The organism is Roseovarius sp. SK2 (genome assembly GCF_028807495.1).
Taxonomy (GTDB): domain Bacteria; phylum Pseudomonadota; class Alphaproteobacteria; order Rhodobacterales; family Rhodobacteraceae; genus Roseovarius; species Roseovarius confluentis.
The window spans coordinates 13506-37500 of sequence record NZ_JARAMK010000008.1 but is presented as its reverse complement, the minus strand read 5'-3'; the positions used below and the strand labels follow the sequence as shown (position 1 = coordinate 37500).

At 64.4% G+C, this 23995-nt stretch carries 21 protein-coding genes and 1 tRNA gene (1 of these 22 running past the window's edge); 8 read left to right on the top strand and 14 right to left on the bottom strand.

Going from position 1 to position 23995, the window contains the following annotated elements:
• The 3 genes from msrQ to PVV74_RS15065 all read right to left on the bottom strand — a co-directional run.
• On the bottom strand, positions 1-266 hold the start of the coding sequence (msrQ, locus tag PVV74_RS15075; protein ID WP_274593776.1) for a protein-methionine-sulfoxide reductase heme-binding subunit MsrQ. It extends 361 nt beyond the left edge of the window; the window shows 266 of its 627 coding nt (coding positions 1-266); its start codon is at positions 264-266; its stop codon lies beyond the left edge, outside the window.
• The gene (gene msrP, locus PVV74_RS15070) at positions 266-1171 is read right to left on the bottom strand and encodes a protein-methionine-sulfoxide reductase catalytic subunit MsrP (protein WP_274593775.1); all 906 of its coding nucleotides are present in this window, start codon (positions 1169-1171) and stop codon (positions 266-268) included. Before msrP ends, msrQ begins: the two co-directional genes overlap by 1 nt.
• A gap of 404 nt (positions 1172-1575) precedes the next feature.
• On the bottom strand, positions 1576-3069 hold the full coding sequence (locus tag PVV74_RS15065; protein WP_274593774.1) for an FMN-binding glutamate synthase family protein: 1494 nt from the start codon (positions 3067-3069) through the stop codon (positions 1576-1578).
• Positions 3070-3352: 283 nt separating this feature from the next.
• Here PVV74_RS15065 and PVV74_RS15060 point away from each other — a divergent pair, with 283 nt between their 5' ends.
• On the top strand, positions 3353-3835 hold the full coding sequence (locus tag PVV74_RS15060; RefSeq protein WP_103763842.1) for a fasciclin domain-containing protein: 483 nt from the start codon (positions 3353-3355) through the stop codon (positions 3833-3835).
• Between the two features lie 94 nt (positions 3836-3929).
• Here PVV74_RS15060 and PVV74_RS15055 read toward each other — a convergent pair whose 3' ends face one another.
• The 5 genes from PVV74_RS15055 to clpB all read right to left on the bottom strand — a co-directional run bounded on the left by PVV74_RS15055 (position 3930) and on the right by clpB (position 13221).
• Complete coding sequence (locus PVV74_RS15055) at positions 3930-5309, bottom strand: hypothetical protein (protein ID WP_274593773.1); 1380 nt, start codon at positions 5307-5309, stop codon at positions 3930-3932.
• Between the two features lie 210 nt (positions 5310-5519).
• A complete protein-coding gene (locus tag PVV74_RS15050) occupies positions 5520-7100 on the bottom strand; it encodes a hypothetical protein (protein ID WP_274593772.1) in 1581 nt (526 codons plus the stop codon).
• A 39-nt stretch (positions 7101-7139) separates the two neighbouring features.
• Complete coding sequence (locus tag PVV74_RS15045; RefSeq protein WP_103763844.1) at positions 7140-8087, bottom strand: hypothetical protein; 948 nt, start codon at positions 8085-8087, stop codon at positions 7140-7142.
• Positions 8084-10222: a glycosyltransferase family 2 protein gene (locus PVV74_RS15040; RefSeq protein ID WP_274593771.1), complete on the bottom strand. Its 2139-nt coding sequence runs from the start codon at positions 10220-10222 to the stop codon at positions 8084-8086. Before PVV74_RS15040 ends, PVV74_RS15045 begins: the two co-directional genes overlap by 4 nt.
• A 377-nt stretch (positions 10223-10599) precedes the next feature.
• Complete coding sequence (gene clpB / locus PVV74_RS15035) at positions 10600-13221, bottom strand: ATP-dependent chaperone ClpB (RefSeq protein ID WP_274593770.1); 2622 nt, start codon at positions 13219-13221, stop codon at positions 10600-10602.
• Between the two features lie 301 nt (positions 13222-13522).
• Here clpB and PVV74_RS15030 point away from each other — a divergent pair, with 301 nt between their 5' ends.
• From PVV74_RS15030 to pyrF, 3 genes are all read left to right on the top strand, one after another.
• On the top strand, positions 13523-13774 hold the full coding sequence (locus PVV74_RS15030; protein ID WP_103763847.1) for a hypothetical protein: 252 nt from the start codon (positions 13523-13525) through the stop codon (positions 13772-13774).
• A gap of 265 nt (positions 13775-14039) precedes the next feature.
• The gene (locus PVV74_RS15025) at positions 14040-14162 is read left to right on the top strand and encodes a hypothetical protein (protein ID WP_274593769.1); all 123 of its coding nucleotides are present in this window, start codon (positions 14040-14042) and stop codon (positions 14160-14162) included.
• 54 nt (positions 14163-14216) lie between these two features.
• Positions 14217-14924: an orotidine-5'-phosphate decarboxylase gene (gene pyrF / locus PVV74_RS15020; RefSeq protein WP_274593768.1), complete on the top strand. Its 708-nt coding sequence runs from the start codon at positions 14217-14219 to the stop codon at positions 14922-14924.
• A 49-nt stretch (positions 14925-14973) separates the two neighbouring features.
• On the opposite strand, the gene PVV74_RS15015 is transcribed toward pyrF, so the two are convergent.
• Entirely contained in the window at positions 14974-15378 is a 405-nt protein-coding gene (locus tag PVV74_RS15015) for an NUDIX hydrolase (RefSeq protein WP_274593767.1), read from the bottom strand.
• A gap of 68 nt (positions 15379-15446) precedes the next feature.
• Here PVV74_RS15015 and PVV74_RS15010 point away from each other — a divergent pair, with 68 nt between their 5' ends.
• Positions 15447-16700 carry a DNA polymerase IV gene (locus tag PVV74_RS15010; protein ID WP_274593766.1) on the top strand — a complete coding sequence of 418 codons (1254 nt, stop codon included), beginning with the start codon at positions 15447-15449 and terminating at the stop codon, positions 16698-16700.
• A gap of 119 nt (positions 16701-16819) precedes the next feature.
• On the top strand, positions 16820-17719 hold the full coding sequence (locus tag PVV74_RS15005; RefSeq protein WP_274593765.1) for a hypothetical protein: 900 nt from the start codon (positions 16820-16822) through the stop codon (positions 17717-17719).
• 139 nt (positions 17720-17858) lie between these two features.
• Here the strand turns inward: PVV74_RS15005 and PVV74_RS15000 are convergent, their stop codons facing one another.
• Positions 17859-18722: an N-formylglutamate amidohydrolase gene (locus PVV74_RS15000; RefSeq protein WP_103763853.1), complete on the bottom strand. Its 864-nt coding sequence runs from the start codon at positions 18720-18722 to the stop codon at positions 17859-17861.
• A gap of 142 nt (positions 18723-18864) precedes the next feature.
• Between PVV74_RS15000 and PVV74_RS14995 the strand changes: the two genes are divergently transcribed.
• Together PVV74_RS14995 and ykgO are read left to right on the top strand one after the other, a co-directional pair.
• Positions 18865-18939, top strand: a tRNA-Val gene (locus PVV74_RS14995).
• Between the two features lie 69 nt (positions 18940-19008).
• Positions 19009-19134, top strand: a complete 126-nt coding sequence (gene ykgO, locus PVV74_RS14990; RefSeq protein WP_025058716.1) for a type B 50S ribosomal protein L36 — start codon at positions 19009-19011, stop codon at positions 19132-19134.
• Between the two features lie 326 nt (positions 19135-19460).
• Here ykgO and PVV74_RS14985 read toward each other — a convergent pair whose 3' ends face one another.
• The 4 genes from PVV74_RS14985 to PVV74_RS14970 all read right to left on the bottom strand — a co-directional run bounded on the left by PVV74_RS14985 (position 19461) and on the right by PVV74_RS14970 (position 23995).
• Complete coding sequence (locus PVV74_RS14985) at positions 19461-19832, bottom strand: GFA family protein (protein ID WP_274593902.1); 372 nt, start codon at positions 19830-19832, stop codon at positions 19461-19463.
• 4 nt (positions 19833-19836) lie between these two features.
• Positions 19837-20679: an urea carboxylase-associated family protein gene (locus PVV74_RS14980; protein WP_274593764.1), complete on the bottom strand. Its 843-nt coding sequence runs from the start codon at positions 20677-20679 to the stop codon at positions 19837-19839.
• A 277-nt stretch (positions 20680-20956) separates the two neighbouring features.
• Positions 20957-22129: a type III PLP-dependent enzyme gene (locus tag PVV74_RS14975; RefSeq protein ID WP_425061788.1), complete on the bottom strand. Its 1173-nt coding sequence runs from the start codon at positions 22127-22129 to the stop codon at positions 20957-20959.
• Positions 22130-22351: 222 nt separating this feature from the next.
• The gene (locus PVV74_RS14970) at positions 22352-23995 is read right to left on the bottom strand and encodes an FAD-binding dehydrogenase (RefSeq protein ID WP_274593762.1); all 1644 of its coding nucleotides are present in this window, start codon (positions 23993-23995) and stop codon (positions 22352-22354) included.

The window sequence follows — 23995 nt, the reverse complement described above, 5'->3', positions numbered from 1 at the left end:
AAGAAGCACGCCAGTCCCAGCGCGCGGCGAAACTTCAAAAGGTTCACCCCCGCCAGCTTGCGCAGCGGCGTCACCACTTGCCCCGCCACCAGCAGGTACAGCGCCATCTCCCCCATTTCGTGCTCCAGCACTTTCACGGGGTCCGCGCCCAGCCGGTTCTGAATCCCCAGCCACAGCATCCACGCCGCATAGCCAAGGCTCGCCACGTAGATCGGCCACGCCGGCACCCGGCGCAGCCCTTGATTGATATGCTCGACCATCGCCATCAGAAGAACTTGGTCAGGTCCATCCCTTCATACAGGCTGGCCACCTCGTCGGCGTAACCATTGAACATCAACGTGTCCTGCCGGCGGGCAAACAGACCCGAGCCGATGACCCGCTCGCTCGCCTGGCTCCAGCGCGGGTGGTCTACCTCGGGGTTCACATTGCTGTAGAACCCGTATTCCCGCGCGTTCGCCTTGTTCCAGCTGGTCGGCGGCTCGGTCTCGGTCAGGGTGACCCGCACGATCGACTTGATCGACTTGAAGCCATACTTCCACGGCACCACCAGCCGCAGCGGCGCGCCGTTCTGGTTCGGGATCTCTTTCCCGTAAATCCCCGTCGCCATCAGGGTCAGCGGATGCGTCGCCTCGTCCAGCCGCAGCCCCTCGACATAGGGCCAGTCCAGCACGGGGTATTTCACCCCCGGCATCTCGTCCGGGCGCAGCGCCGTCTCGAAGGCGACATACTTGGCATTCGACTGCACGCCCGCCATGTCCAGCAGATCGGCCAGCTCGAACCCGTTCCACGGCACCACCATCGACCAGGCCTCGACACAGCGGAAGCGATAGATCCGCTCCTCCACCGTCATCCTGGCCATGATATCCTCGAAGGCATAATCGCCGGGCCGGTCCACCAGCCCGTCGATCTTCACGGTCCAGGGCTGGGTCGTCAGCATATGGGCATGGTCCACCGGGTCGCCTTTACCGGTGCCGAACTCGTAGTAGTTGTTGTAGGTGGTGACGTCCTCGAAGGAGGTCGGCTCTAACTCCTGCGCCCGTGCCTGGGCCGCGCCGACACCGGCCAGCCCCATGCCCGCCGCGGCCCCGGCCATCAACTGCCGCCGATTGAGGAACGCGGCCTCGTCGGTCACATCCTTGTCGCGCAGCGTGTTCTTCCAACGATGGGCCATGCGGGCTCTCCTCTTCTCGCGGGCATGTCTGTCAGTCGTGACATAAGGAAAGCGCATTGGCCCGGCAAAACAAGCCGTCTCACGAAGACGTTGGAGCGCGGTAACAATGGCGGCGACATCTACTTCGCGCGCGTGCGCGCGCGAGGCACCAAGCCGCGCGATCGCCAGACCGCGGGATGGCGACCCGACCGCGGTTCTGCGCACTTAATTCCTGCAATTTCCGCAAAACCCGCAATCGAGGCTCCTACGTCGACCAATCGCCAGCCCGTTCGGGCGGCCCCCTTTCGGCGATTGCGTGCAATCGCCTTTCGGTCAGCGGGCGATCGCGCGGCGGGCCTGGCGGCCCTTGATTCCGCGCGGGGCTATGGCGCGCCCGTCCCGGACCTGATCCGGGACCTCCCACTCTAGGGATACTGCGCCGCGTCCACGCTGGGCCGGATCTTGGTCAGCGGGATCGAGGTGCCGTCCGCCTGCACGATCCGCACATGTCGCCGCCGCATCAGCCGCGGTTCGGCCACGCCCACGGAATGCGCGATGGTCTCGACTTCCTTGATGACCTGCCGCGCGTAATTGGCGACCTTGAGGTACTTGTCCTCGACCACCAGCCCCTTTTGCAGGTGCTTGTCATGGGTGGTGATCCCGGTGGGACAGGTGTTGCGGTTGCACTTCAGCGCCTGGATGCAGCCGAGCGAGAACATGAACCCCCGTGCCGAGGTCACGAAATCGGCCCCCGCGCAAATCGCCCAGGCCACGTCGCCGGGATTGACCAGCTTGCCTGCCGCGATGATCCGGATGCGGCTCTTCAACCCGTGCCGGTCGCGCAGGTCCACCATCCGGGTCAGCGCCTCGCGGATGGGCATCCCCACCAGGTCCATCAGCGGCATCGGCGCGGCCCCCGTGCCGCCCTCGCCGCCGTCGATGGTGATGAAATCCGGCGCGCTTTCCGCGCCGCGCTCGACGATCAGTTCGAACATCTCGTCCCACGCCTCGCTCGACCCCACCACGGTCTTGAACCCCACGGGCTTGCCCGTGACCTCGCGGATATGGCCGATGAAATCCAGAAGCTCGCCGTAATTGTTCACCTCCCGGTGCCGGTTGGGCGAGATGCTGTCCTGACCCACCGCGATTCCCCGGATCTCTGCAATCTCCGGCCCGACCTTTTCGCCGGGCAGGATACCCCCCTTGCCCGGTTTCGCCCCCTGCGCCAGCTTCAGCTCGAACATGCGAACCTGCTCGTACGCGGCCATCTTTCGCAGCTTGTCATCGTCCAGGCCGCCATCGGCGGTGCGCACCCCGTATTTCGCCGTCCCGATCTGGTAGACCACATCGCACCCGCCGGTCAGGTGATAGGGGCTCAATCCCCCCTCCCCGGTGTTCAGCCAGATCCCCGCCTCGGCGGCACCCCGGCTCAGCGCCTCGACCGCGGGGCGCGAAATCGCGCCGTAACTCATGCCAGAGACGTTGAAGATCGACCGTGCCATGTAAGGCGTCCGGCAATAGGGCCCGATCTGCAACGGTTCGGTCGCCGCGAACTGGTCATCCAGTGGCGGAAACGCCGCCGGCACGAAGATCGGCGTGCCCGCCACGTTCAGGTTCCGGGTCGAGCCGAAGGCGATGGTGTTGCCCTTGCCTTTCGAGGCGTGCCCGACCCAGTCGCGCTGTGCGCGGTTGAACGGCATCTCCTCGCGGTCCATGGCAAAGAAGTATTGGCGGAAAAACTCGCCCAGCGTGGTGAACAGCCCGCGAAACCGCCCGATCACCGGGTAATTGCGGCGGATCGCGTCGCCGGTCTGGGTCTTGTCGATGACGAAAAAGAGCAGCGCCAGCGCGATGACGACCCCGATCGCCAACACCAGGGCCAGCGCCAGAAAGCCGAGGATCTCGAAAACCAGGTCCATCACCGCCCCTTCGGAAACTGCGTGGCACCCTTATGCCACAGACCTTGCCTGCCTCAAGCGTTAAAGCCGCCCTGGCGCGCCCCCGGTCCTCACGCCGTTTCACGAAGTTTTCAGTGGAATTCGCAAAACGCGCCGGCTTAGGCGGCGGATCTTTTTCGTCAAATGGCACCGGCGGAAATCCCCGCTGAACCGAACAGCCTCGACCCGCGTAGCAGGGACACGATGCGCAACACGAGCGTCGTTTAACACTCGTACCAAAGACACCTTACAAGGGAGACGAACAATGCTTCGCAGAACTTATCTTGCCCTGACCGCCGCCACCATCCTCGGGGGTGCCACAACCGCCTTTGCCGAAAGCGGCAAGGACATCGTCGACACCGCCACCGAAGCCGGCGACTTTTCCACCCTGCTCGCCGCGGCCGAGGCGGCCGGTCTGGTCGAAACGTTGAAAGGCGATGGCCCCTTCACCGTCTTTGCCCCCACCGACGAAGCCTTCGCGGCCTTGCCCGAAGGCACGGTAGACACGCTGTTGATGCCGGAAAACAAGGATCAGCTGACCAGCATCCTCACCTACCATGTCGTGCCCGGCAAGGTCATGTCCGGCGACCTGAGCGACGGCATGACCGCCGAAACCGTGCAGGGCTCCGAGGTGACCATCGGCACCGAAGGCGGCGTGACCGTCAACGACGCGAATGTCGTGACCGCCGATATCGAGGCGTCGAACGGCGTCATCCACGTGATCGACGGCGTGATCATGCCCGAGTAATGTTTCTGGGGCGAGCCGGTTACGACCCGGCTCGCTTCCTCCTTGGCGTAGCTTTGTTCCGCCCGCACAGCGGCGCCAATTTTCTCACCCTGCCTCAGGCCGACTGTCGAAACTGCTGCAACGCATCGTCCTTGTACGGTATCTGGTTCAGACACGGCTTGGACAACTCTATCATCTTGCCGACCAATCTGCGGCGACGACGCGCACGGGGATGAAAGGCGGCAGTGTCGAAGAACATCCGGCGGTCGTTGAACGGGTTGACGTAAAAACTTGGTGCAAACGCATAATAGACGTTGTTCGGCGCAGACGGCATGAAGACTTCGGAATGCGCCATGTCCGGCAATCTTGCCCGGGCGGGTTCCGGCAAACCGTCGCACCACGCGCCATAACGCTCCCGCAAGCTTTCAAGCCGATCCGGTGCAAGACGATCCGACAAGTCTTTGGCCCGCATATTGAGCAATGCTGCAAGACCGTCGTCGATGGAACACCCGGTCACGGCTGTCTCTCTCGTCCACTTGTTCGCCCGCGTCATCTCGGCGCCGTTTCCGCGCAGAACAAGCTCTGTCGCCGGGGCCATTTCCACGGCACGCACCGTGGCCTTGTTGATACCGTTGAACGCAAGACTTGTCCTCAGAGCCATGACATCTCGCAAGGTCGCCACCTGATCGTCGGTAAGGCACCGTTCAAATTCGGGATCGTCACGGTCAACGACTTCAAGCTTTACGCCGACTTCTTGCGCCAGTGCGACCGCGACCTGCCGATCGAACTGAGTGATCCACCTTATGTCATGCATGAAGAACCGTTCGATGCGATCGAGAACAGGCGTTGCCGCGGCAAGCAACAGCCGCGAATCCGTTCCACCCGATATGGGCAGCGTCGTCGAGTACCCGCCCGCCAGTGCAGCCATCACCTGCCCAAGTCGCCCGGTTATCCTTTCGGCCAGGCCGTTCCGGTCCTCACCTACGGTTTCAAAATCATCCTCCGTGCCAAGCCAGTGCCGTTTCAGCTCGAAATCGGCAAGATCCAGATAGTGATTGGCATAGATGCGCCTGCAGTGGATGTCGCACGTCTCCCCCAGGGCAAACTGCGCCTTTCGGGCCTGCACGTCCTTGGCTGAAACAGTCGTCAGCGGTTCGATGTCCCGGTTCACCGCCAGATGAACGCTGGACGCAACAGCCTTGTCCTTGTTCGAGTAGACTGCGCTCAGCCCTCCGGATGGGTCGAAATAGACCCGTTTCGTACCGAATGCCGCCACCACGGCGATGAACCGACCGGCCAACCCTTCGATATAGGTTTCAAGCGCGTCGATTGTTCCCTTGCCTTCCAGAACAACGCGCCCATTCAGGCAAGCGCCCTCCTGGTCGACTGCGACGCCAAGAACTACGCCCACGGTCCGACCACTGCCAAAGACAAGCTCGTGTCGCGGAAGCCTTGGACAATGATGCAGATTCCAATCGCCCAGGCGGAAATGCATCCAATTCTCAGACGGGCCTGTACGCGACTTCGACAACCTGAACTGAAACGGAAAGGTCTCGTCAAAGTCCCAACCGTTGGCCTCACACACCGCTTGCGCGGCGCAAATCGTGCGTTTCATTCTGCCTCGCTCTCCGCCACATCGTTGCGCGGCTTGCTCTGCTCGTTGGGTCCGGGGGCATTATTATGGTTATGGACCTCCGGGGTTGGTCTACTTCTTGTGGATCACAGCGACCTGCAACCGCTTGCCGGGCACCATCCGTGCCGGCGCCAGATGTACGCCCGAGATATCCTCGGCCAGCTTGTTGAACTCCGCGGCCACTTTCGGGTCGCTATGGGTGAACGTGCGCGTCTCCACCCAGTCCCGGAACAGGGCGGCGGTCTTGGTGATGCCCTCCTGCTCGTAGGTGTCAGGCTGCCAGCGCAGATCCTCGATGATATAAAGCCCGCCCGAGTCCAGCCGCGGGAAGATCTCCAGGAACGCGTTCTGCTGGTGATGGCTGGCATGGCTCGCGTCGTCGATCACGATGGTGGGCGCTGTCTCGATCCCCTCGATCGCCGCCGCAATATTGTCGCGCTCGTCCATGTCGCAACGGTGAAAGGTGAACCGCTCGTGCTCGACCCACGAGAAATCCGACACGTCCAGCCCGTGGATCTCGGCCTTGGGAAAATAGTCCAGCCACATGCGGATCGACGGGCAGTCCGTCGTCTCGCGGTCCGCGGCGTGGCCATTCTCTGGCCCGCCGATCAGCAGGCCCATCTCCAGGAAGGTGATCTTGCGTTGCCGGTAGGGATGGAAAAGCATGTGGTAAAGCTCGGTATACCGATGCTTCTTAGACCCCTTGTCCGATCCATAGCGATCGGCAAGATCGGTCAGGTTTTCGCCACCCTTGCCGGTGGGCAGGCGCGGCGCGGTGGTCACGTTGCCCATCGCCTCGGCCTCTTTCATCGCCGCCTTTTCCTCGCGTGACAGCACGGGTGCGGCATCACAATCGATCCTGTGCTTTTTAAGCCGGTCATCCATCCAGCTGTCCGGCTCCGGCATCCCGCCGATATCCGACAGGAACTCGCGGATGCGCCGACCATAGAAATGCACCGAATAGGTGTTCTCGGTCAGCATCGCCCCGACCTTTTCACGGGCCCGCGTCCGCCCCAGAAGACGGCGGTCGCGAAAGCCCACCGGGTACAGCCCCTCGATCGGCAGGGCGTATTTCGCCTCACCCGTCTTGTGCAGGTAGTGGGTCACCGCCTGAGGCCCCCAGACGCCCCATTTCATGTCGCTGACATGCACCGGATCGCCCGCGTCCTTCTTTTCTTGGAACTTCGCCTTCTCGCGGTCCGAATACCATTCCGGGATGCCATACTCGTCTTCGCTCATCTCCAGCAATTGGCCCAGCGCCTCACTGTCCGGCGGCAGGCCCAGCACGCCGCCATTGATATGCGTGTCCGATTCCCAGCCAAAGAAATGGCCCGTCTCGGTTTCGAACGGCTTCGCACAATAGGCATCCAGGTCGGCCCAGATCATCCGGTCGTTCTGTTGCAGCAGGTGATACCGGAACACGTCGGAGAAAAGCGCGAAGCTGCCCGTGCGTCCATGCTGGATGAACCGGTCGATCTTCAGCACGCTGTCACCGTGGATCAGTTCCACGCCCTCGGGCACGTTCTGAACGTCCTTGTAATGGTACAGCTTCACATGGTGACCCGCATCCAGGAAGGACTGCGCGCACAGCACCTCGACATAGCTCAAAGGCCCCTCGACCCAGAGCATCCCGATCTCGACATCCCGTTTCATCCGCGACCTCGTCCTTCGGCGTCTTGCGCGCCTTGTATTCTAATGGCTCGCCACATGGTCCAGCTCCAGCAGCGTGATGTCGGGATTGGCGCGGATGTCGGCGATGTCCTGATCGTACATCCGGGTCAGGTGCGCGCGCTCGTTCGGCGTCCAGGGGTCATAGGTGCCGTATTCCGGCCCGCGCGGAAATTTCTCCTGCAACGCGACCCGCTGCTCCAGCGCCTTGTCCGCCCCGTCCTTGTGAATCAACTGCAACAGTTCCGCCACCGCGCGCCCGCTGGCCGTGGGCCGCTTGTTGCGGTCTTTCGGTTCCTTCATCGCGCCGGTGTCGATCCCCGGCCCGCACAGCCCCCCCAGAACCTGCCGGTCCATCCTGCGAAAATCCTCGTAGCGCCAGACCGTCACCTTGGCGCCCGGAAACAGAGTCACCACGGATTTCAGGATGTTGTGCCAGTTCGGCATGTTCTCCATCACCTGCCGGCGCATCGTGCGCTCGTCCACGAACCACTGCCCGGTGACCGACCGCAGGTATTCCACGTAAGCAGACGCGAAAAAGTCTGCGTAATTGCGCAGGCCCAGATGCACCTCGCTCACGCCCTCGGGAAACTGCTCGGCGAACACCTCCAGCAGCTTGCGCCGCCAGCGATAGAGCACGCCCCGCTTCACGCAATGGCCGCAATGGCCGGCCATGTTCTCGTCCGACAGGATGATCCGTTTCGGGTTGCCCTTGGAAATCTCCTTCAGGAAGGCCCGGCTCATCCCGGCCAGCTCCTCGTCGGAAATCTTCGGGTCCCAGTCCATGCCGATCTTGTTATAGACGTTGCACTGCACCGGCACGGTCAGCTGCTTGCGGGTGTCGCGGTGGTGCACGTAATGCACGCCCTCGCGCTCGAGCATCTTTGAATTCCGCGCCAGCATCGACTGGATGTGGCTGGTGGCGGTCTTGTGGAACCCGCCGTGCAACACGATCTGCGGGCGCTTGCTCATTCGGCGGCTAGGTCCTGCAACAGCTGGTCGCGATTTACCGGCGCCTCGCCAGGGCGGTTGATCATCTGCAACAGGTCATGCAGCGCCGACCATTCCTCGTTCGCCTTCAGCGCGGAGATCTTGGCCCGGTGCCACGCACACGCCTCGGCATGCAAACGACGGATCTCCTTGTCCTCCATCAGCCTTTCGAACTCCACCCGGGTGGCCTCGGCCATCGGCACAAGGCTCGCATCCCGGGCCATGTTCAGGTTCATGTCCGCCCAATAGGCCACGCCCTGGTCACGGTCGATATGGTTGGTGCGGCCCCGGTCGCGCTTGACCAGGAAACTGTCGACCGAGCGCACGGCATAGTGATGCAGCCGTGCATGGTCGTGGCGGAACCCGCCCCAGGCCGACCAGCCCGTGTCGAAATATTTCTCCGGCATCGGCTGCCCGCCAGCGTCGGTCCAGATGAACCCCTCGGGCCGGCCCTCGAACTTGGGCCGGTGCACGCCGAACTTCTTGATCGCGTCGGACGGCCGAAACAATGTCTTCAGCCCCAGCCCGCGGTATTTCTCGCGGAAATCCTCCGGTGCGCCCCACGTGAAATGTTTGTGAATGAAACGGTCCTCATAGGCCACCTGGTCGCCGCACCCGAACAGCTTCCAGCACAGCGAAATCGCATCTGCCTCGCCCACCGCCTCGAACAGGTCGGGCAGGCGTCCGTCGCCCGCGCGGATATTCAGGAACTCGTCGCAATCGGCGCAAATCGCCCAGTCCGCCTGGCGGTAAAGGTCGTGCGAAAATGCCCGGCGTAGCGCCACCCGCTGCGGGCTCGCGCCTTTCTTGAAACGGTTGTCCACATGCACCGCGACACCCATCTCCTCCAGCCGCATGGCGATGCGGTCCGTGCCGTCGTCGCAATCGTTGGTGTAAATCAGGAAATCGGTAAACCCGATGGCCTTGTTGAAGGCCACCCATTCCAGCATGAACGGCCCTTCGTTCTTCATCGTGGTCACGATCAGGCAGCGTTCGTTGCCCCGCTCGCCCATCGGGCGCGAGGGGCGGTCGGGATCGGGTTTCTTGGCCTTGGCCGGTTGTTTGTCGCCTTGCACAGGCTTAACCGCCGACGGCGCGGCGGCCTGCTTCTTCGGCGCCGGCGCATCCTCGGTCACGTCCTCCGGACCGTCCATGTCCGCCTCGTCGAACCCGTCATCGTCCTCCAGTGCGAACGCCTCGGCCGTATCGGCGTCCTGCTGTGCCGCGCGTTCCTCCTCACGCTGCTTGCGCCGCAACCGCTTGCGGAACGCCAGGCCGAAGGCATTTGCCGTCTCTTCACGGCCCTTGTCGTTGAAATAGGTGGTGACGGCGTTCTTGTACCAGCGCAGGTCACGCCGCGCGCGATAAAGCCTGTAGAACTCGGCCTGATCCAGATCTCCAAAGATCGCCGCCTGCATCACAGGCTTCAGCGCACCGATCTTGCGCATGAAAACGGCCGTCTTGTGATCGGAATGCCGGCAATGAAATATCTCGATGTTCTCCCCCGAGAACCGCCCCACATGCTGCTTGTCCAGCGCGTGATAGGGGTCATAGAATATATTCACCCGCCCCAGGCCCGCGGTCAGCGCCGCCGCATCCGACAAAGGCAGCGTCCAGTCCTGCCGCCGCCCGCCCTCGTAGCGCGTCTCCCACGGGACCAGCCCGATATCCAGCGTGCTTTGCGGATTGACGGAAACCACATGCGCCCCCGGCACCAGAGAGCCAAAGGCGATGGCGGCAAAGCCCCCCATCGACACGCCGGCAAAGATCACCCGGTCGTAGCCCTCGAAAAACCCTTCGTCGCGCAGCTTCTCGAACCGGGCGATCAGGTCACCGTCGCGGTACCAATCCGCCACATGCGCCATCACGCCCAGGTGCGATATGTTCACGTCCTGCGCAAACTTGAACGCCCAGGGCTCGCGCTCCACCGAGGTGTCGTTAACGTTGGAAAGGTTGTCGAAGGTCACCAGCAAACGGTTCACCGGCCGGCGCACGTACATCAGCGAATGCCGCAGATGCCGCTCCATGAATCCTTCGCCTTCGCCCCCGGGGCGAAGCTCGTCGAACCAGCGGGGCACCGCTGGCGTGTCGTCTGCTGAACTGTCCTGCTCGGCCATGGCCCGATCTTATATCCGGTGTGGTTGCCGCGCGGTAAATCCGCGCCGTTCCGCTTTTGGCGCCACTATACGCCCGCCTCGCGAATCCGCGCAACACTCGTGTCAAATTGTCGACGCGACAGCCATTTGCGCAACACACCGCCCCGCCCTCCTCTGGCCATAAATATTTCGGGGGTTTGGGGGCTGGCCCCCAATTAAACCTGTGTTTGGGGGCCAGACCGACCAAGGACACGCTTCCAGCCCGTCCCGGGCCTGATCCGGGACCTCGTAGGGTGGGTTTCCAACCCACCTTCGATAGCCGACACCCCACGCCCCCGACATACGAAAACCCCCGCCGAATTTCTTCGGCGGGGGCCATATCTGTCAGCCATCAAGGCTCAATGCACCACGGCATCGTCCGGCCGCTCGCGGTTGGTCGACCCGACGCGCTCGCCGATGATCAGCCCATCGGCCCCGGCACTCACCGGAACGGTCGAGCCGTCCAGGATATCCCCGGCCAAGAGCCCCTCGGCCAGCGGATCCTGCAACGCCTTCTGGATCACCCGCTTCAGCGGCCGTGCACCATAGACAGGGTCATACCCCTCGTCGGCCAGCCACTTGCGCGCGTCATCGTCCAGCTCCAGCGTGATTTTCCGCCCGGCCAGCCGCTTCAGCAACCGTGCCATCTGGATATCCACGATCCCGTCCATCTGGTCGCGGTTCAGACGGTCGAAGACCACGATCTCGTCCAGCCGGTTCAGGAACTCGGGCCGGAAATGCGACCGGACCGCATCCATCACGTCGCGCTTGGCGTCCGCCGCATCGGACCCTTCCGGCAACTGGCTCAGCGCCTGGGACCCAAGGTTCGACGTCAGGATGATGAGCGTCTGCTTGAAATCCACCGTGCGGCCCTGCCCGTCAGTCAGCACACCGTCGTCCAGAACCTGCAACAGCACGTTGAAGACCTCCGGATGCGCTTTCTCGACCTCGTCGAACAGCACCACCTGGTACGGGCGGCGGCGCACCGCTTCGGTCAGCACGCCCCCCTCGTCATAGCCGACATAGCCCGGAGGCGCCCCGATCAGACGGGCGACCGAGTGCTTCTCCATGAACTCGCTCATGTCGATCCGCACCATCGCGCTGTCGTCGTCGAACAGGAACTCCGCCACGGCCTTCGTGAGCTCGGTCTTGCCCACGCCGGTCGGCCCCAGGAACAGGAAGCTGCCCAACGGACGGTTCTCGTCGTTAAGCCCGGCGCGCGCCCGGCGCACGGCATTGGCCACCGCCTTCACGGCGGCATCCTGGCCGATCACCCGGCGGTGCAGGTTGCCCTCCATCCCGAGCAGCTTCTCGCGCTCGCCTTCCAGCATCTTCGCGGTCGGAATGCCCGTCCAGCGTTCGACCACCTGGGCGATCTGCTCGGGCCGCACGGCTTCCTCGACCATGACATCGCCATCCTCCTCGGCCTTCTCGGCCTCGGCCAGCTGCTTTTCCAGCTGAGGGATGACGCCATAGCTCAGTTCCCCGGCCTTCGCCAGGTTGCCCTCGCGCTTGGCATGGTCCAGCTCGATCCGCGCGCGGTCCAGCTGTTCCTTGATGTCGCGGGCGCCGGCCAGCTTGTCGCGCTCGGCCTGCCATTTCGCGGTCATCTGGCTGGATTTCTCCTGCATGTCGGCCAGCTCTTTTTCCAGCTTCTCCAGCCGGTCCTTGCTGGCGGCGTCGTCCTCTTTCTTCAGGGCCTCCGCCTCGATCTGCTTTTGCAGGATCTCGCGGTCCAGCGCGTCCAGTTCCTCGGGCTTGCTGTCCACTTCCATGCGCAACCGGCTTGCGGCCTCGTCCACAAGGTCGATCGCCTTGTCCGGCAGGAAGCGGTCGGTGATATACCGATGGCTCAGCGTCGCCGCCGACACGAGGGCAGAGTCCGAGATCCGCACGCCATGGTGCAGCTCGTACTTCTCCTTGATGCCGCGCAGAATGCTGATCGTGTCCTCGACCGTGGGCTCGGCCACCATCAGCGGCTGGAACCGGCGTGCAAGCGCCGCGTCCTTTTCCACGTGCTTGCGGTACTCGTCCAGCGTCGTGGCCCCGACACAGTGCAATTCACCCCGCGCCAGCGCCGGCTTGATCAGGTTGGCCGCGTCCATCGCGCCATCCGCCTTGCCCGCGCCGACCAGCGTGTGCATCTCGTCGATGAACAGGATGATCTCGCCAGCCGCATCCGTGACCTCGTTCAGCACGGCCTTCAGCCGCTCCTCGAACTCGCCGCGATATTTCGCCCCGGCGATCAGCGCACCCATGTCCAGCGCCAGAAGCTTCTTGTTCTGCAGGCTTTCGGGCACGTCGCCATTGACGATCCGCAGGGCCAGCCCTTCGGCAATCGCAGTCTTACCGACGCCCGGCTCACCGATCAGGACCGGGTTATTCTTGGTCCGGCGGCTCAGGACCTGCATGGCGCGGCGGATCTCGTCGTCGCGGCCAATGATCGGGTCGATCTTGCCGTCCTCGGCCCGCTGCGTCAGGTCCGTGGCGTATTTCTCCAGCGCTTCATAGCTGTCCTCGGCGCTGGCCGAATCCGCCGTCCGCCCCTTGCGAATGTCGTTGATCGCCTCGTTCAGGGCCTGCGCACTCAACCCGCCCTGCTCCAGCGCATCCTTGGCGGGGCTTTTCACCATCGCCAGCGCGGTCAGCAGGCGCTCCACCGGCACGAAACTGTCGCCGGCCTTCTTGGCCAGCTTCCCGGCCTCGTCCAGCAGCTTCACGGTCTGACCATCCATATAGGTCTGGCCCGCATCGCCGCTGACCTTCGGGATCTTGCCCAGGGAAAGGTCCAAAACCTGCACCACGCGCGCCGGCTCACCGCCCGCCCGCTTGATCAGGTTGCTGGCCATCCCCTCGGGGTCGTCCATCAGTGCTTTCAGTATATGTTCGGGCGCCAGTTTCTGGTGGCTTTCCCGGATCGCGATCGTTTGCGCGGCTTGAATGAAACCACGCGACCGCTCGGTGAACTTCGACAAGTCCATCCCGTCTCTCCTTTTTTCAAGCGTTATCCCGGTGGCGCACCCAGCATTAGGCATGCGGCTTCGGGAACCTCAGACCTTTAAATGGGTAACACGACCGTGAGCTTCAAGAGGACCTGCAAATTGTTCGCACCGCGAAAACCGCAACCAGATGTTGATTAATCTTAAAGCCAAGCCACCACATGTGCGGAAACCCGCTCAATTTTTTTGTGAACCTTGCAACTTTTTCGGCCGACCCAACGTTATCCACACACTTATCCACAGGCTAAGTCGTCTGGTTGACTCGTAAAACAGGAGCAGACCCATGCAGATCGAGAAACTTGAATTCGACGCAATCCGCTACAATCCCGAGCTTGAAGCGTTCGAGGCGGCCGTTCGTATCCACGAGTCCGGTCACATTTTTCGCTACCCGGTTCACCTCAAGGCCCCGCTCAACGCGGAATACGCGCTCGTTGCCCGCGGCCTCACGCAGAAAGCCAGCCTGCGTCATACCCAAAAGGCGCATGACCTGCGCTCCACGCTGCCCGAGCCCGCGCAAGGCGCCGCTGCCGCCTGATAAATAGGCAAAAAGCCGCGAGGGGACGCACGTTAACCATTTTCCCCTCGCAAATGGCGGGCAATTGAGACACACTTTCTGCAGGTGCAAAGTATAGGGTGTGTCATGAAAATCGAGCGAATTTCCTTGGAGAACGTGTCGGTTTCACCGCATTCGGGTGCGCATGTCGCCACGGTCTTGCTGCACAGCGACACGGCATCGTTCACGATGCGCGCTTCAGCCATGCTGGCAAGCAGGCTCACCAGTCTGACCGAAAGTTCAATTTGTGACCCGCGCGCTGGTGCAGGATGCCCTCCGCCAGGTGCGGCACATGCCCGAATTCCGCAACGCACCGCAGACGGTTGTTGTCGCCGACACGGCATGGCCCATCTCCGCCGAACAGGCTTGACGCCGATCCCACGGCCCGCAACAAGGGCGCGACCCGATCCGAAAGGCCGCGCCGATGACAGACAGCCCTTTGCCCGCAGATGACCGCCTGATCGTCGCTGTTGATCTGCCCAACGCGCTCGACGGCCTGAATTTGGCCGAGCGGCTGGGCGACTCGGTGTCGTTCTACAAGATCGGGCTCGGGATGCTGACCGGCGGCGGCCTCGCCCTCGCCAATGAGCTCAAGCAGGATCACGGCAAGCGTATCTTCCTCGACATGAAGCTCTTCGATATCGGCGCCACGGTGGAAAACGCCGTGCGCGGGCTGGCGCAGTTCGACCTCGACTTCCTCACCGTGCATGGCGACCCCCACGTGGTCCGCGCCGCCCGCGAGGGCGCGGCGGGCAAGCCGATGAAGATCCTCGCCGTCACCGTGCTGACCTCGCTCGACCGCGCCGATCTCGACGCGTCGCTTATCGCCCCCGGCGAGATCCCAGACATCGTCGCCACCCGCGCCGCACGCGCGCTCGAGGCCGGGGCCGACGGCGTCATCGCCTCGCCGCAGGAGGCCGCGATGATCCGCGCCTTGCCCGAGGCCGCGGGCAAGCTGATCGTCACCCCCGGCGTGCGCCCCTCGGGCGCCGCACTGGGCGACCAGAAACGTGTCGCCACCCCGGCACAGGCCCTGTCAGACGGCGCCGATCACATCGTCGTCGGCCGCCCCATCTGGGCCGCCGACGACCCGCGCGACGCCACGCAAGCCATCCTGAACGACATCGCCTGACGCAGGGTGGGTGAACCCCACCATCGCGCGACCCAAGCCGCCCCCTCCCCTACCTCTGCATGTACGCCGCCACCCGCTCGGCGAAATGCGGCACGGCCTTGTCGTGCGCCACGTACTCCTCGGGCGGCATCAGGCACCAGCCCCGCCCCTCGTCGCCAAAAATCACATCGTCGGCCAGCGCCGCCGGGCAATGCGCCACGAAGAACCACATCCGCGTCGGCCCCGCATAAAATCGCCGCCAGCCCAGCACGCCGGGGTCCAGCACGAGCCCCAGTTCCTCGCGTGTTTCACGCAGCACGCAGGCTTCGGCGCTCTCGCTCCCCTCGCGCCCGCCACCCGGCAGGTCCAGGAACCCGGGCCAGGGAATATCCACCGCATGATCCCGTTGGATCACCGCCAGCCGCTTGCCCAGAAACAACGCCAGCTTCGTGCCCTCGAACCTCTCTTCACTCATACCGTCTTTTCCCTCACGCGTCGCGCCCTTACAATACCTGCATCGCAACCCCGAACGCAGCCCCTCACATGCCCGCCCTCTGCCGCGACTGCCTGACAGAATTCGACACCGGCGCGCGCTGCCCCGCCTGCCGCAGCCCGCGCGTGCTGGCGCATCCCGAACTTCACGACCTCAGCATCGCGCACATGGATTGCGACGCGTTCTACGCCTCGGTCGAGAAACGCGACAATCCCGATCTGGCGCACAAGCCCGTGATCATCGGCGGCGGCCGGCGCGGTGTCGTCTCCACCGCGTGCTACGTCGCCCGCATTCGCGGCGTCCGCTCGGCCATGCCCATGTTCCAGGCGCTGAAACTCTGCCCGGACGCCGTCATCATCAAGCCAAGGATGGAACTTTACGCCGAGGTCTCGCGCCAGATCCGTCGCATGATGGAGGATCTTACCCCCGATATCGAACCCCTGTCACTGGACGAGGCGTTTCTCGATCTCACCGGCACGGCCCGCCTGCATGGCGCGTCCCCCGCCGTGATGCTGGCCCGCCTGACCAAACGCATGCGCACCGACCTGGGCCTGACCGGCTCCATCGGCCTGTCGCACAACAAGTTCCTGGCCAAGATCGCGTCGGACCTCGACAAGCCGCGCGGCTTTTCCATCATCGGCAAGGCCGAGACCGCGGATTTCCTGCGCGATCAACCCGTCAGCCTGATCTGGGGCGTCGGGCAGGCCGCGCGCACCTCGCTGGATGCCGCCGGCATCCGCACCTTCGCCGACCTCCTGCGCTGGGAGAAAACCGATCTGGTGGCGCGCTTCGGCTCCATGGGCGAGCGGCTCTGGCACCTTGCCCGCGGACAGGACCATCGCCGCGTCTCGGCCCATTCCCCGATGAAGTCGATCTCGAACGAGACCACCTTTCGCGAAGACACCGCCAGCGCCGACATTCTCGACGGCCACCTCTGGCGCATGGCCGAAAAGGTCGCCGACCGCGCCAAGGCCAAGCATCTGGCGGGCCGCGTCGTCACGCTGAAACTCAAGCGGTCCGACCACTCGCTCCTGACACGCCGCATCTCGCTGCGCGACCCCGCGCAGCTGGCCGACACGCTCTATCGCACCGCCCGCGCGCTCTTTGACCAGGTCGACCATACCAAGCCCTACCGCCTGCTGGGCGTGGGCCTGTCGGACCTCGTGCCCGAGACCGCCGCCGAGGCCTCGGGCGACCTTCTGGACCCGCAAGCCCGCCAGCGCGGCCGCGCCGAACGCGCCACCGACGAGATCCGCGCCCGCTTCGGTGCCGACGCCATCCTCAAGGGCCGCTCCCTGCGCTGAACCGGGTTTTTCCCGTTAAAGCAGAGTGTTACCGGCACTCCCCTGTTGCCGAAAAATCACATCGACGCCGCCGATAATTGCTCGTGCAACTTTCCAACCCGTGCCACGTTGCTATCGCCATGAAACACACACTGACCCGTCCCATTCCCCGTCTTGCCGCGGTTGCGCTCTGCGCCGCCGGTCTGCGCCCCGCCGCCGCCGCCGACTGGGTGGACTTTTCCGGCGACATCTCGGTGGGCGCCAACAGCATCCAGGACAACGCCTTCATGTCCCGGATCGACGCGATGCTGACCTTCACGCTGTTCGACATCGGCGACAGCCCCGTCGCGTTCGAGTTCGGCACCTTCGGGTACTACTACAAGGGCGACCGCCCGCACGAAACCTACGCCGCTTTCGTCTATGACGACCGGTTCCGCCTGGGCGTGGTCAAACCCGCCTATGACCAGGTGCTGATCTCGCCCTTCGACTTCACCGCCGCTTCCATCGCCGAGACCCGCGCAGAATACACCCGCGCCCGCGCCACGACCGAGGCGCTGCGCTTCAACTCCGTGCCGGTCGGCGTCTCCTATGGCGACACCACAGGCGACACGACCTGGGCCGTTTCGCTGCTCGATGCCAGCGACGGCAACTTCCGCTCCGCCTCCGCTTCCGCCGAATGGCAGGCGCAGGCCGTCACCCTCGCCGCCGCGGTCGAGGGCGTCTGGGACCCCAAGGACGATTTCGACGGCATCAACGCCAAGCTCGGCGCCCGCTGGCAGCAGGGGCGTTTCGACATCGGCGCCGCCTTCCTGCACCCCGACGCCAACCAGCGCCCCGATGCCGTGGCCTTTGACGTGAATTACAATGCCTGGCGCGACCTGACGCTTTCGGGGTTCGGCGAGGTCACGCGCAGCAGCACGACTTCGGCCTACGGGCTCGCCGCCCGATACGATTTTCAGGATCGCTCCGACGTGACCTTCGCCGTCACCGACACCAAGACCGACGAGGAAGTCCACTTCACCTACACGCGCCGGTACTGACCGCTCTTCTGGGCGCATCCGACGCACGATGTCTTAACTCGGGCCGTCGGCACGCCGCACCGTCGCGATACAGTCGGACATACCGACGCGATACCGATGCGGATTTCGGGAACCCTGCGCCGTTAAGCTTCGATTCGCCTCACTCGGCGGCCAGCTGCTGCGGTTTGGGCCGTCCGACCTCGGCGATCTGGGCGATCACGCCCTCCAGAACGGCTTTGAACGCCTCGAAATTGCCATTGGGCCGGATCAGCCTCTCGTTCATGTAAAGCGCCCGGTCGATCTCGACCTGCACCGCGTGCCGGTTCTCCTGCGGGCGGCCGTAATGCTGGGTGATGAAGGCCCCGGCAAAGGGCGCGTTGCGCGCCACATTCAGCCCGGCGGCACTGAACGCCGCCTCGATCCGGTCCACCACGTCGTCGCTCGCCGCCGCGCCGAACCTATCGCCCAGGACCACCTCGGGGCGCCGCGCCCCACTGCGGGCGACGGCATCCATCGCCTCGTGCGGCATCGAGTGGCAATCGATCAGGATCGACTGTCCGAAAAGCCCGAGCGCCTGATCCAGCTGGGTTTTCAGCGCCGCATGATAGGGCCGCCAATAGGTGTCGATGCGCCTTTGCGCTTCGTCCATCGTGATCTTGCCGGAATAGATCGCCTTGCCATTGGCCACCACGCGCGGGATCACTCCCAGGCCAGAGGCCACGCGCGGGTTGTGCCCCGTGCGCCGCGCCCCTTCGATCAGCGCCGGGTCCAGCTCCTCGGTCGAGCGGTTCAGGTCCACGAAGGCCCGTGGCGCCCCCGCCTTGATAAACGGCGCCCCGTTGCGCGGCGCGGCCTCGAACAGATCGTCCACGAACGCATCCTCGGAACTGCGCACGCTCAGCTCATTGAGGTTCGTGCGCCGCACGAAAGACCACGGATAATCCCGCCCGCTATGGGGCGATGCGAACACCACCGAGGTCGTGCGACGCTCAGGATGTGTAAGGGTAAACGCGGCTTTGGGCATTCTCTCTCCTGCCGGAACATAATAGTCTGAAAATCAGGTTCTAAAAGCCCTTGATCCCCTTCCCGACTCCTTTTATAGACACGCCTCACCGGCGCGGTTCTCCGCGCCCCTATTCGTTGGGGGCCATGCCACTCCGGTATCAGGGCGATTAGCTCAGCGGTAGAGCACTTCGTTGACATCGAAGGGGTCACTAGTTCGATCCTAGTATCGCCCACCATATTCACTGCCCGGCCTGGCCGGTGCACCCGCAACCCGGCGCCCCGCGCCACGACATTGGAGACGAGTGATGAAAGTCCGGAACTCGCTGCGTTCGCTCAAGAACCGCCATCGCGATTGCCGCGTCGTGCGCCGCAAAGGCCGCGTCTACGTGATCAACAAGACCCAGAAGCGTTTCAAGGCCCGTCAAGGCTGAGGTCCCGATCTGGTTCTGCTGAACGAACCCCGCCTCGGCGGGGTTTTTTCGTTTGGCCGGGGCAAGCGGTTACGGTGCCGCGCGATTGCCAGACCGCGGGGTGGCGATCCAACGGTCGTTCAAGGCACTTTATCCCTGCCACCTCCGCAAAACATCAAATTGAAGCGCTTACGTCCCCCAATCGCCAGCCCGTCCGGGCGGCCCCCCTTTCGGCGATTGCAGGCAATCGCCTTTCGGTCAGCGGGCGATCGCGCGGCGGCGCGCAAGCGCGCCTCGATTCCGCGCGGTCCGCACTCTTCACACGTCGTTAGGAATTTCGCGGGACACTACGTCTCATCCCGCTCGAACCGCGCCAGACCCGGCACTGCCGGCAACCACTCTTCCCGCCGCACGGCCCACAACTCGTAGGTCGGCTGGAACACATTCGGCGCATCCAGCGCCCCAAGATGGACCTCCACCTCGCCGTCGCTGACGGAAAACACCGACCCGCCGCAGCGCGGACAGAAATGCCGCCCGTCCCAGTCGCGCGTCTCACCCCGAATCGCAACCGCCGCCTCGGGAAAGATCGCGGCGGCAAAGAACACCGCGCCATGATGCTTGCGGCAGTCCAGGCAATGACACAGCCCCACTCTTTCGGGCTGTCCCTCCGCCGTGATCCGCACCGCCCCACAGAGGCATCCACCCTCGACCCGGTCCATGCCGCTATCTCCCGTGGGTCCGGTCATACCCGTTCACCGGCGGGCTAGCCCAATCGCCCAAGGCCCCCTCCGCCGGCGCGAACACCTCGACCTTCAGCGGATAGCACGCCGCCGCGTCGCTGGAATGCTCGGCCGAGCAATCCCCGCCCGGACAGGCGCTCAGCGCCCCCAGCAGGTCGACCTCTGCAAAAAATTCCAGGTAGTCGCCGGGCCGCACCGGGCTGGCCTTCATGAAATACTGGCCCGTGTCCCGCGTGAACCCGGTGCACATGAACACGTTCAACACGTCATGCACCAGCGGCTCGGCCTCCTCCAGCGACATCTCCAGTTCGTCAGCCACCGCCCGGATCAGGTTGGAATGACAGCAGTGATGATACTGCGACCCGGCCAGCAGATTGCCGGTATAGGGATCGCAGCGCGTGCCGATCACGTCGTGAACCGACCCGCCGTACTGGTCGATCCCGTACCAGTCCAGCGTATCCTCCACGATCGTCGCCATGGGCCGCAGATAGGGAAAGCTCGACCACATCCGCTCACCGGTCGTCAGGTGCGTGCCGTGCAGCGCCCGCGACTTGCCGGAGTAGAATCGCTCGCCCAGATCATTCGCGTTCCACAGGTTCAGGTCCCCCACCTGCGGACCATCCACGCTGGTGATGCGAAAGAACTGCCCCGCCGCCACGCGAAAGCAGGCGGCCTCCCGCGGCGGGGCGATCACCTCACCGACCTTTTCCGCGCTCTCCCGCGCGGCGCGGTACAGGTCCAGGTCCGGCACGGGCAGGGTCTCGTTGGGATAGCAGACGACGGGCTTCACGGCCCGGCGCACATCGGCATCGGTGGGTTCCGGCATCGGGTCCTCAGGATTGCGGCGTGTTCCTCAAGCAATCCAAAGGCGGTTTGCCATCCGATGTAAAGGCCCGCGCCCCGCAGAACGCACAGCGAAATGCCGTCTGCCCCGGCTTCGACGCGCCACGGTCTTCGCGCCAGCGGCAATTGCGCATCTTGGGGCGCGCGTAAATCGCCACCAGTATGAACGCAATGACAAGACCCACGACAATGAACATGCCGTGGGTCTTACACTGTCCCGCGGGGCAAGGCCAACCGGCCCGCCCCGGATCGGGGGGCAGTTACAGCACGACCACGTCCAGCGGCGGGAAGCCGTTGAAACCCACGCTGGAGTAGGACGAGGTGTAGGCACCGCAGCTGCGGATGAACACCCGGTCGCCCGACTTCAGGCCCAGCGGCAGGTCGATCATGCGTTTTTCATAGAGCACATCCGCCGAGTCGCAGGACGGCCCGGCCAGGATGCAGGGGCCCGTGCGCTCGCCGTCACGGGCGGTCACGAACTGATAGCGGATCGCTTCGTCCATGGTCTCGGCAAGGCCCGAGAACATGCCGATATCCAGGTACACCCAGCGGTGCAGGTCGTCGGGCGACTTGCGCGACACCAGCACCACCTCGGCGGCGATCATGCCGGCCTCGGCCACCAGGCCACGGCCCGGCTCTGCCATCACGCGCGGCACGTCGCCGAAACGCTCGGCCACCATCTCGCGCACTTGGGCTGCATAGATCGCCGGCGCCGCGATTTCCTCGCCATAGAAGGCCGGAAAGCCGCCACCGATGTTCAGCAGGTCCAGCGCGTGGCCGGCCTCGTGCGCGGCGCGCCACACATCGGCGATCCGGTCCAGCACCGGCGCCCACATGGCGGTCTGGCGGGTCTGGCTGCCGACGTGGAACGACACGCCCACCGGGCGCAGGCCCAGCGCAGCAGCATGGTCCATCAGCGCCACGGCGTGATCCGGCGCGCAGCCGAACTTGCGGGTCAGCGGCCAGTCCGCGCCCGACGCCTCGACGATCAGGCGGATATAGACCTCTGCGCCCGGCGCGTGCTCGGCGATCTTGTCCAGCTCTTCCTCGGCATCCGCCGCGAACAGGGTTACGCCCACGTGGTGCGCGAACGCGATATCGCCCGGTTTCTTCACGGTGTTGCCGAACGAGATGTCCTCGGGCCGCGCGCCCTGCGACAGGCACAGCTCGATCTCGCCGCGGCTGGCCGCGTCGAAATGGCTGCCGGCGTTCACCAGCGCCTCGATCACCTGCGGCTCGGGGTTGGCTTTGACGGCGTAGTGGATATGCGCATCGCCCAGTCCCTGCGCCAGCGCGTGATAGTTCTGCAGCACGACTTCGGTGTCGATCACCAGCGTCGGGCGATCGAACGTGGTGGTACGCAGGAAGCCCTCGATACGGGCGGCGCAAGCATGGCGGAAATCACCCGACAAGTCGGTGACGAAAGCGGTCATGGACATCTCCAAAGGTCACGAGGCGGCGAGGGCCGCGAGGTTCAGTTCAGAGACGTTACCGTCGCTACGTAACCGCTGGGGTATAAGGCCTTCGGGACAGAGGCGCGTGCGTTGGCGTCTGAATGCGCACATGGGGCCAAACCGTGAGTCGCGCAAGAGTTTTTGCATGCCGACCGATGAATTTTTCCACACAGTTTGAACTGTGTTTTCGCTACATCAGTTTCAGGCACTTCGCCCCGCCGCGCGCCCCGAGAAAATGCACCCGCCAAGGAAGGTCCCCTCCAGCGCGTTGTACCCGTGATACCCCCCGCCGCCGAACCCCGCGACCTCGCCGGCGGCGTAAAGCCCGTCCAGCACGCTGCCATCCGGGCGCAGCACTTTTGCTTCCGGATCGGTGTGCAACCCGCCCAGCGATTTGCGCGTCAGGATGTTCAGCCGCACGGCAATCAGCGGGCCATTGGCGGGGTCGAGAATCGTATGAGGCTTTGCCGTGCGGATCAGCCTGTCGCCACGATAGGCCCGCGCCTGTCTTATGGCGATCACCTGCGCGTCCTTGGCAAACGGATTGCTCAGCTGCGCATCCCGCGCCGCCACCTGCGCCCGCAAGTAAGCGGCGTCCAGAGGTGCGTTGGGCGTGATCCGGTTCATGCCCTCGACGAGCGTCTCGAAATCCCGTGCCACGACGAAATCCTCACCATGCGCCTTGAACGCCTCCACCGCGCCCGTCGCCCCCTTGCCCAGCCGTTCCTTCAGAACCTCGCGCCACTTGCCCGAGGTCAGGTCGGGGTTCTGCTCGCTCCCCGACAGGGCAAACTCCTTCTCGATGATCTTCTGCGTCAGGATGAACCACGAATGTTCATGACCCGTGGATAGGATGCGTCTCAGGGTGCTCAGCGTGTCGAACCCCGGCAAACAGGGCGCTTCCATCCGCACACCGTTGGCGTCGAACCACATCGAGGACGGCCCGGGCAAAATCCGTATCCCGTGGTTGGGCCAGATCGGGTCCCAGTTCTTCAGCCCTTCGCAGTAATGCCACATCCGGTCTTCGTTGATCGCCCCGGCCCCGGCGGCCTTGGCCACGTCCTGCATCTGGCCATCGACGTAATCCGGCACGCCCGCCACCATTACCTTGGGCGCGGGGCCCAGCCGGTCCACGGGCCACAACTTGCGCACCTTCTCATGGTCCCCGCCGATCCCGCCCGAGGCGACGATCACGCTCTCGGCCTGCATCTCGAAATGCCCGGTCACCTTACGGCTGGTCGAGGCCCCGCGCACCGCGTCATCCTCGGCCAGCACATCCCCACGCAGCCCAGTCACCCGCCCATCGGCCACGTCCAGCCCCGTCACCCGATGCCGGAACGCAAACCGCAAATTGCCCTCCGCCTCGGCCGCTTTCGCCAGCCGCACGAACGGGGCAACAACGCCCGTCCCCGTGCCCCAGGTGACGTGAAAGCGCGGCACCGAATTGCCGTGCCCGTCGGCCTTGGCCCCGCCCCGCTCGGCCCAGCCGACCACGGGAAACCAGCGCATCCCGATATCGTGCAGATACCCCCGCATCGCCCCCGCGGCGAAATCCAGATACGCCTCGGCCACGCGGCGCGGGTTCGCATCCTCGGGTCGGTCGAATTGCGCGCTGCCCATCCAGTCCTGCGCCGCCAGGTCCCGGCTATCCCGAATGCCCATGCGCCGCTGTTCCGGCGTGTCGATCATCATCAGCCCGCCCAGCGACCAGAACGCCTGCCCGCCCAGGGATTGCGGCCCTTCCTGGTCCAGCAGCACCACCTTGCGCCCGCGCTGCACTGCCTCATACGCGGCAACCAGGCCGGCCAGCCCGCCGCCCACGATCGCGACATCGGTCTTTTCCAT

Excerpts from the sequence above, each read along its gene's own strand:
- PVV74_RS15055 (WP_274593773.1), bottom strand. The coding sequence starts at position 5,309 with ATGCATTTCCGCCTGGGCGATTGGAATCTGCATCATTGTCCAAGGCTT.
- PVV74_RS15045 (WP_103763844.1), bottom strand. The coding sequence starts at position 8,087 with ATGAGCAAGCGCCCGCAGATCGTGTTGCACGGCGGGTTCCACAAGACC.
- PVV74_RS14980 (WP_274593764.1), bottom strand. The coding sequence starts at position 20,679 with ATGCCGGAACCCACCGATGCCGATGTGCGCCGGGCCGTGAAGCCCGTC.
- PVV74_RS14975 (WP_425061788.1), bottom strand. The coding sequence starts at position 22,129 with ATGACCGCTTTCGTCACCGACTTGTCGGGTGATTTCCGCCATGCTTGC.
- clpB (WP_274593770.1), bottom strand. The coding sequence starts at position 13,221 with ATGGACTTGTCGAAGTTCACCGAGCGGTCGCGTGGTTTCATTCAAGCC.
- PVV74_RS15040 (WP_274593771.1), bottom strand. The coding sequence starts at position 10,222 with ATGGCCGAGCAGGACAGTTCAGCAGACGACACGCCAGCGGTGCCCCGC.
- pyrF (WP_274593768.1), top strand. The coding sequence starts at position 14,217 with ATGACAGACAGCCCTTTGCCCGCAGATGACCGCCTGATCGTCGCTGTT.
- PVV74_RS15005 (WP_274593765.1), top strand. The coding sequence starts at position 16,820 with ATGAAACACACACTGACCCGTCCCATTCCCCGTCTTGCCGCGGTTGCG.
- PVV74_RS15015 (WP_274593767.1), bottom strand. The coding sequence starts at position 15,378 with ATGAGTGAAGAGAGGTTCGAGGGCACGAAGCTGGCGTTGTTTCTGGGC.
- ykgO (WP_025058716.1), top strand. The coding sequence starts at position 19,009 with ATGAAAGTCCGGAACTCGCTGCGTTCGCTCAAGAACCGCCATCGCGAT.
- msrP (WP_274593775.1), bottom strand. The coding sequence starts at position 1,171 with ATGGCCCATCGTTGGAAGAACACGCTGCGCGACAAGGATGTGACCGAC.
- PVV74_RS15000 (WP_103763853.1), bottom strand. The coding sequence starts at position 18,722 with ATGCCCAAAGCCGCGTTTACCCTTACACATCCTGAGCGTCGCACGACC.
- PVV74_RS15030 (WP_103763847.1), top strand. The coding sequence starts at position 13,523 with ATGCAGATCGAGAAACTTGAATTCGACGCAATCCGCTACAATCCCGAG.
- PVV74_RS15050 (WP_274593772.1), bottom strand. The coding sequence starts at position 7,100 with ATGAAACGGGATGTCGAGATCGGGATGCTCTGGGTCGAGGGGCCTTTG.
- PVV74_RS14970 (WP_274593762.1), bottom strand. The coding sequence starts at position 23,995 with ATGGAAAAGACCGATGTCGCGATCGTGGGCGGCGGGCTGGCCGGCCTG.
- PVV74_RS15065 (WP_274593774.1), bottom strand. The coding sequence starts at position 3,069 with ATGGACCTGGTTTTCGAGATCCTCGGCTTTCTGGCGCTGGCCCTGGTG.
- PVV74_RS15010 (WP_274593766.1), top strand. The coding sequence starts at position 15,447 with ATGCCCGCCCTCTGCCGCGACTGCCTGACAGAATTCGACACCGGCGCG.
- PVV74_RS14985 (WP_274593902.1), bottom strand. The coding sequence starts at position 19,832 with ATGGACCGGGTCGAGGGTGGATGCCTCTGTGGGGCGGTGCGGATCACG.
- PVV74_RS15060 (WP_103763842.1), top strand. The coding sequence starts at position 3,353 with ATGCTTCGCAGAACTTATCTTGCCCTGACCGCCGCCACCATCCTCGGG.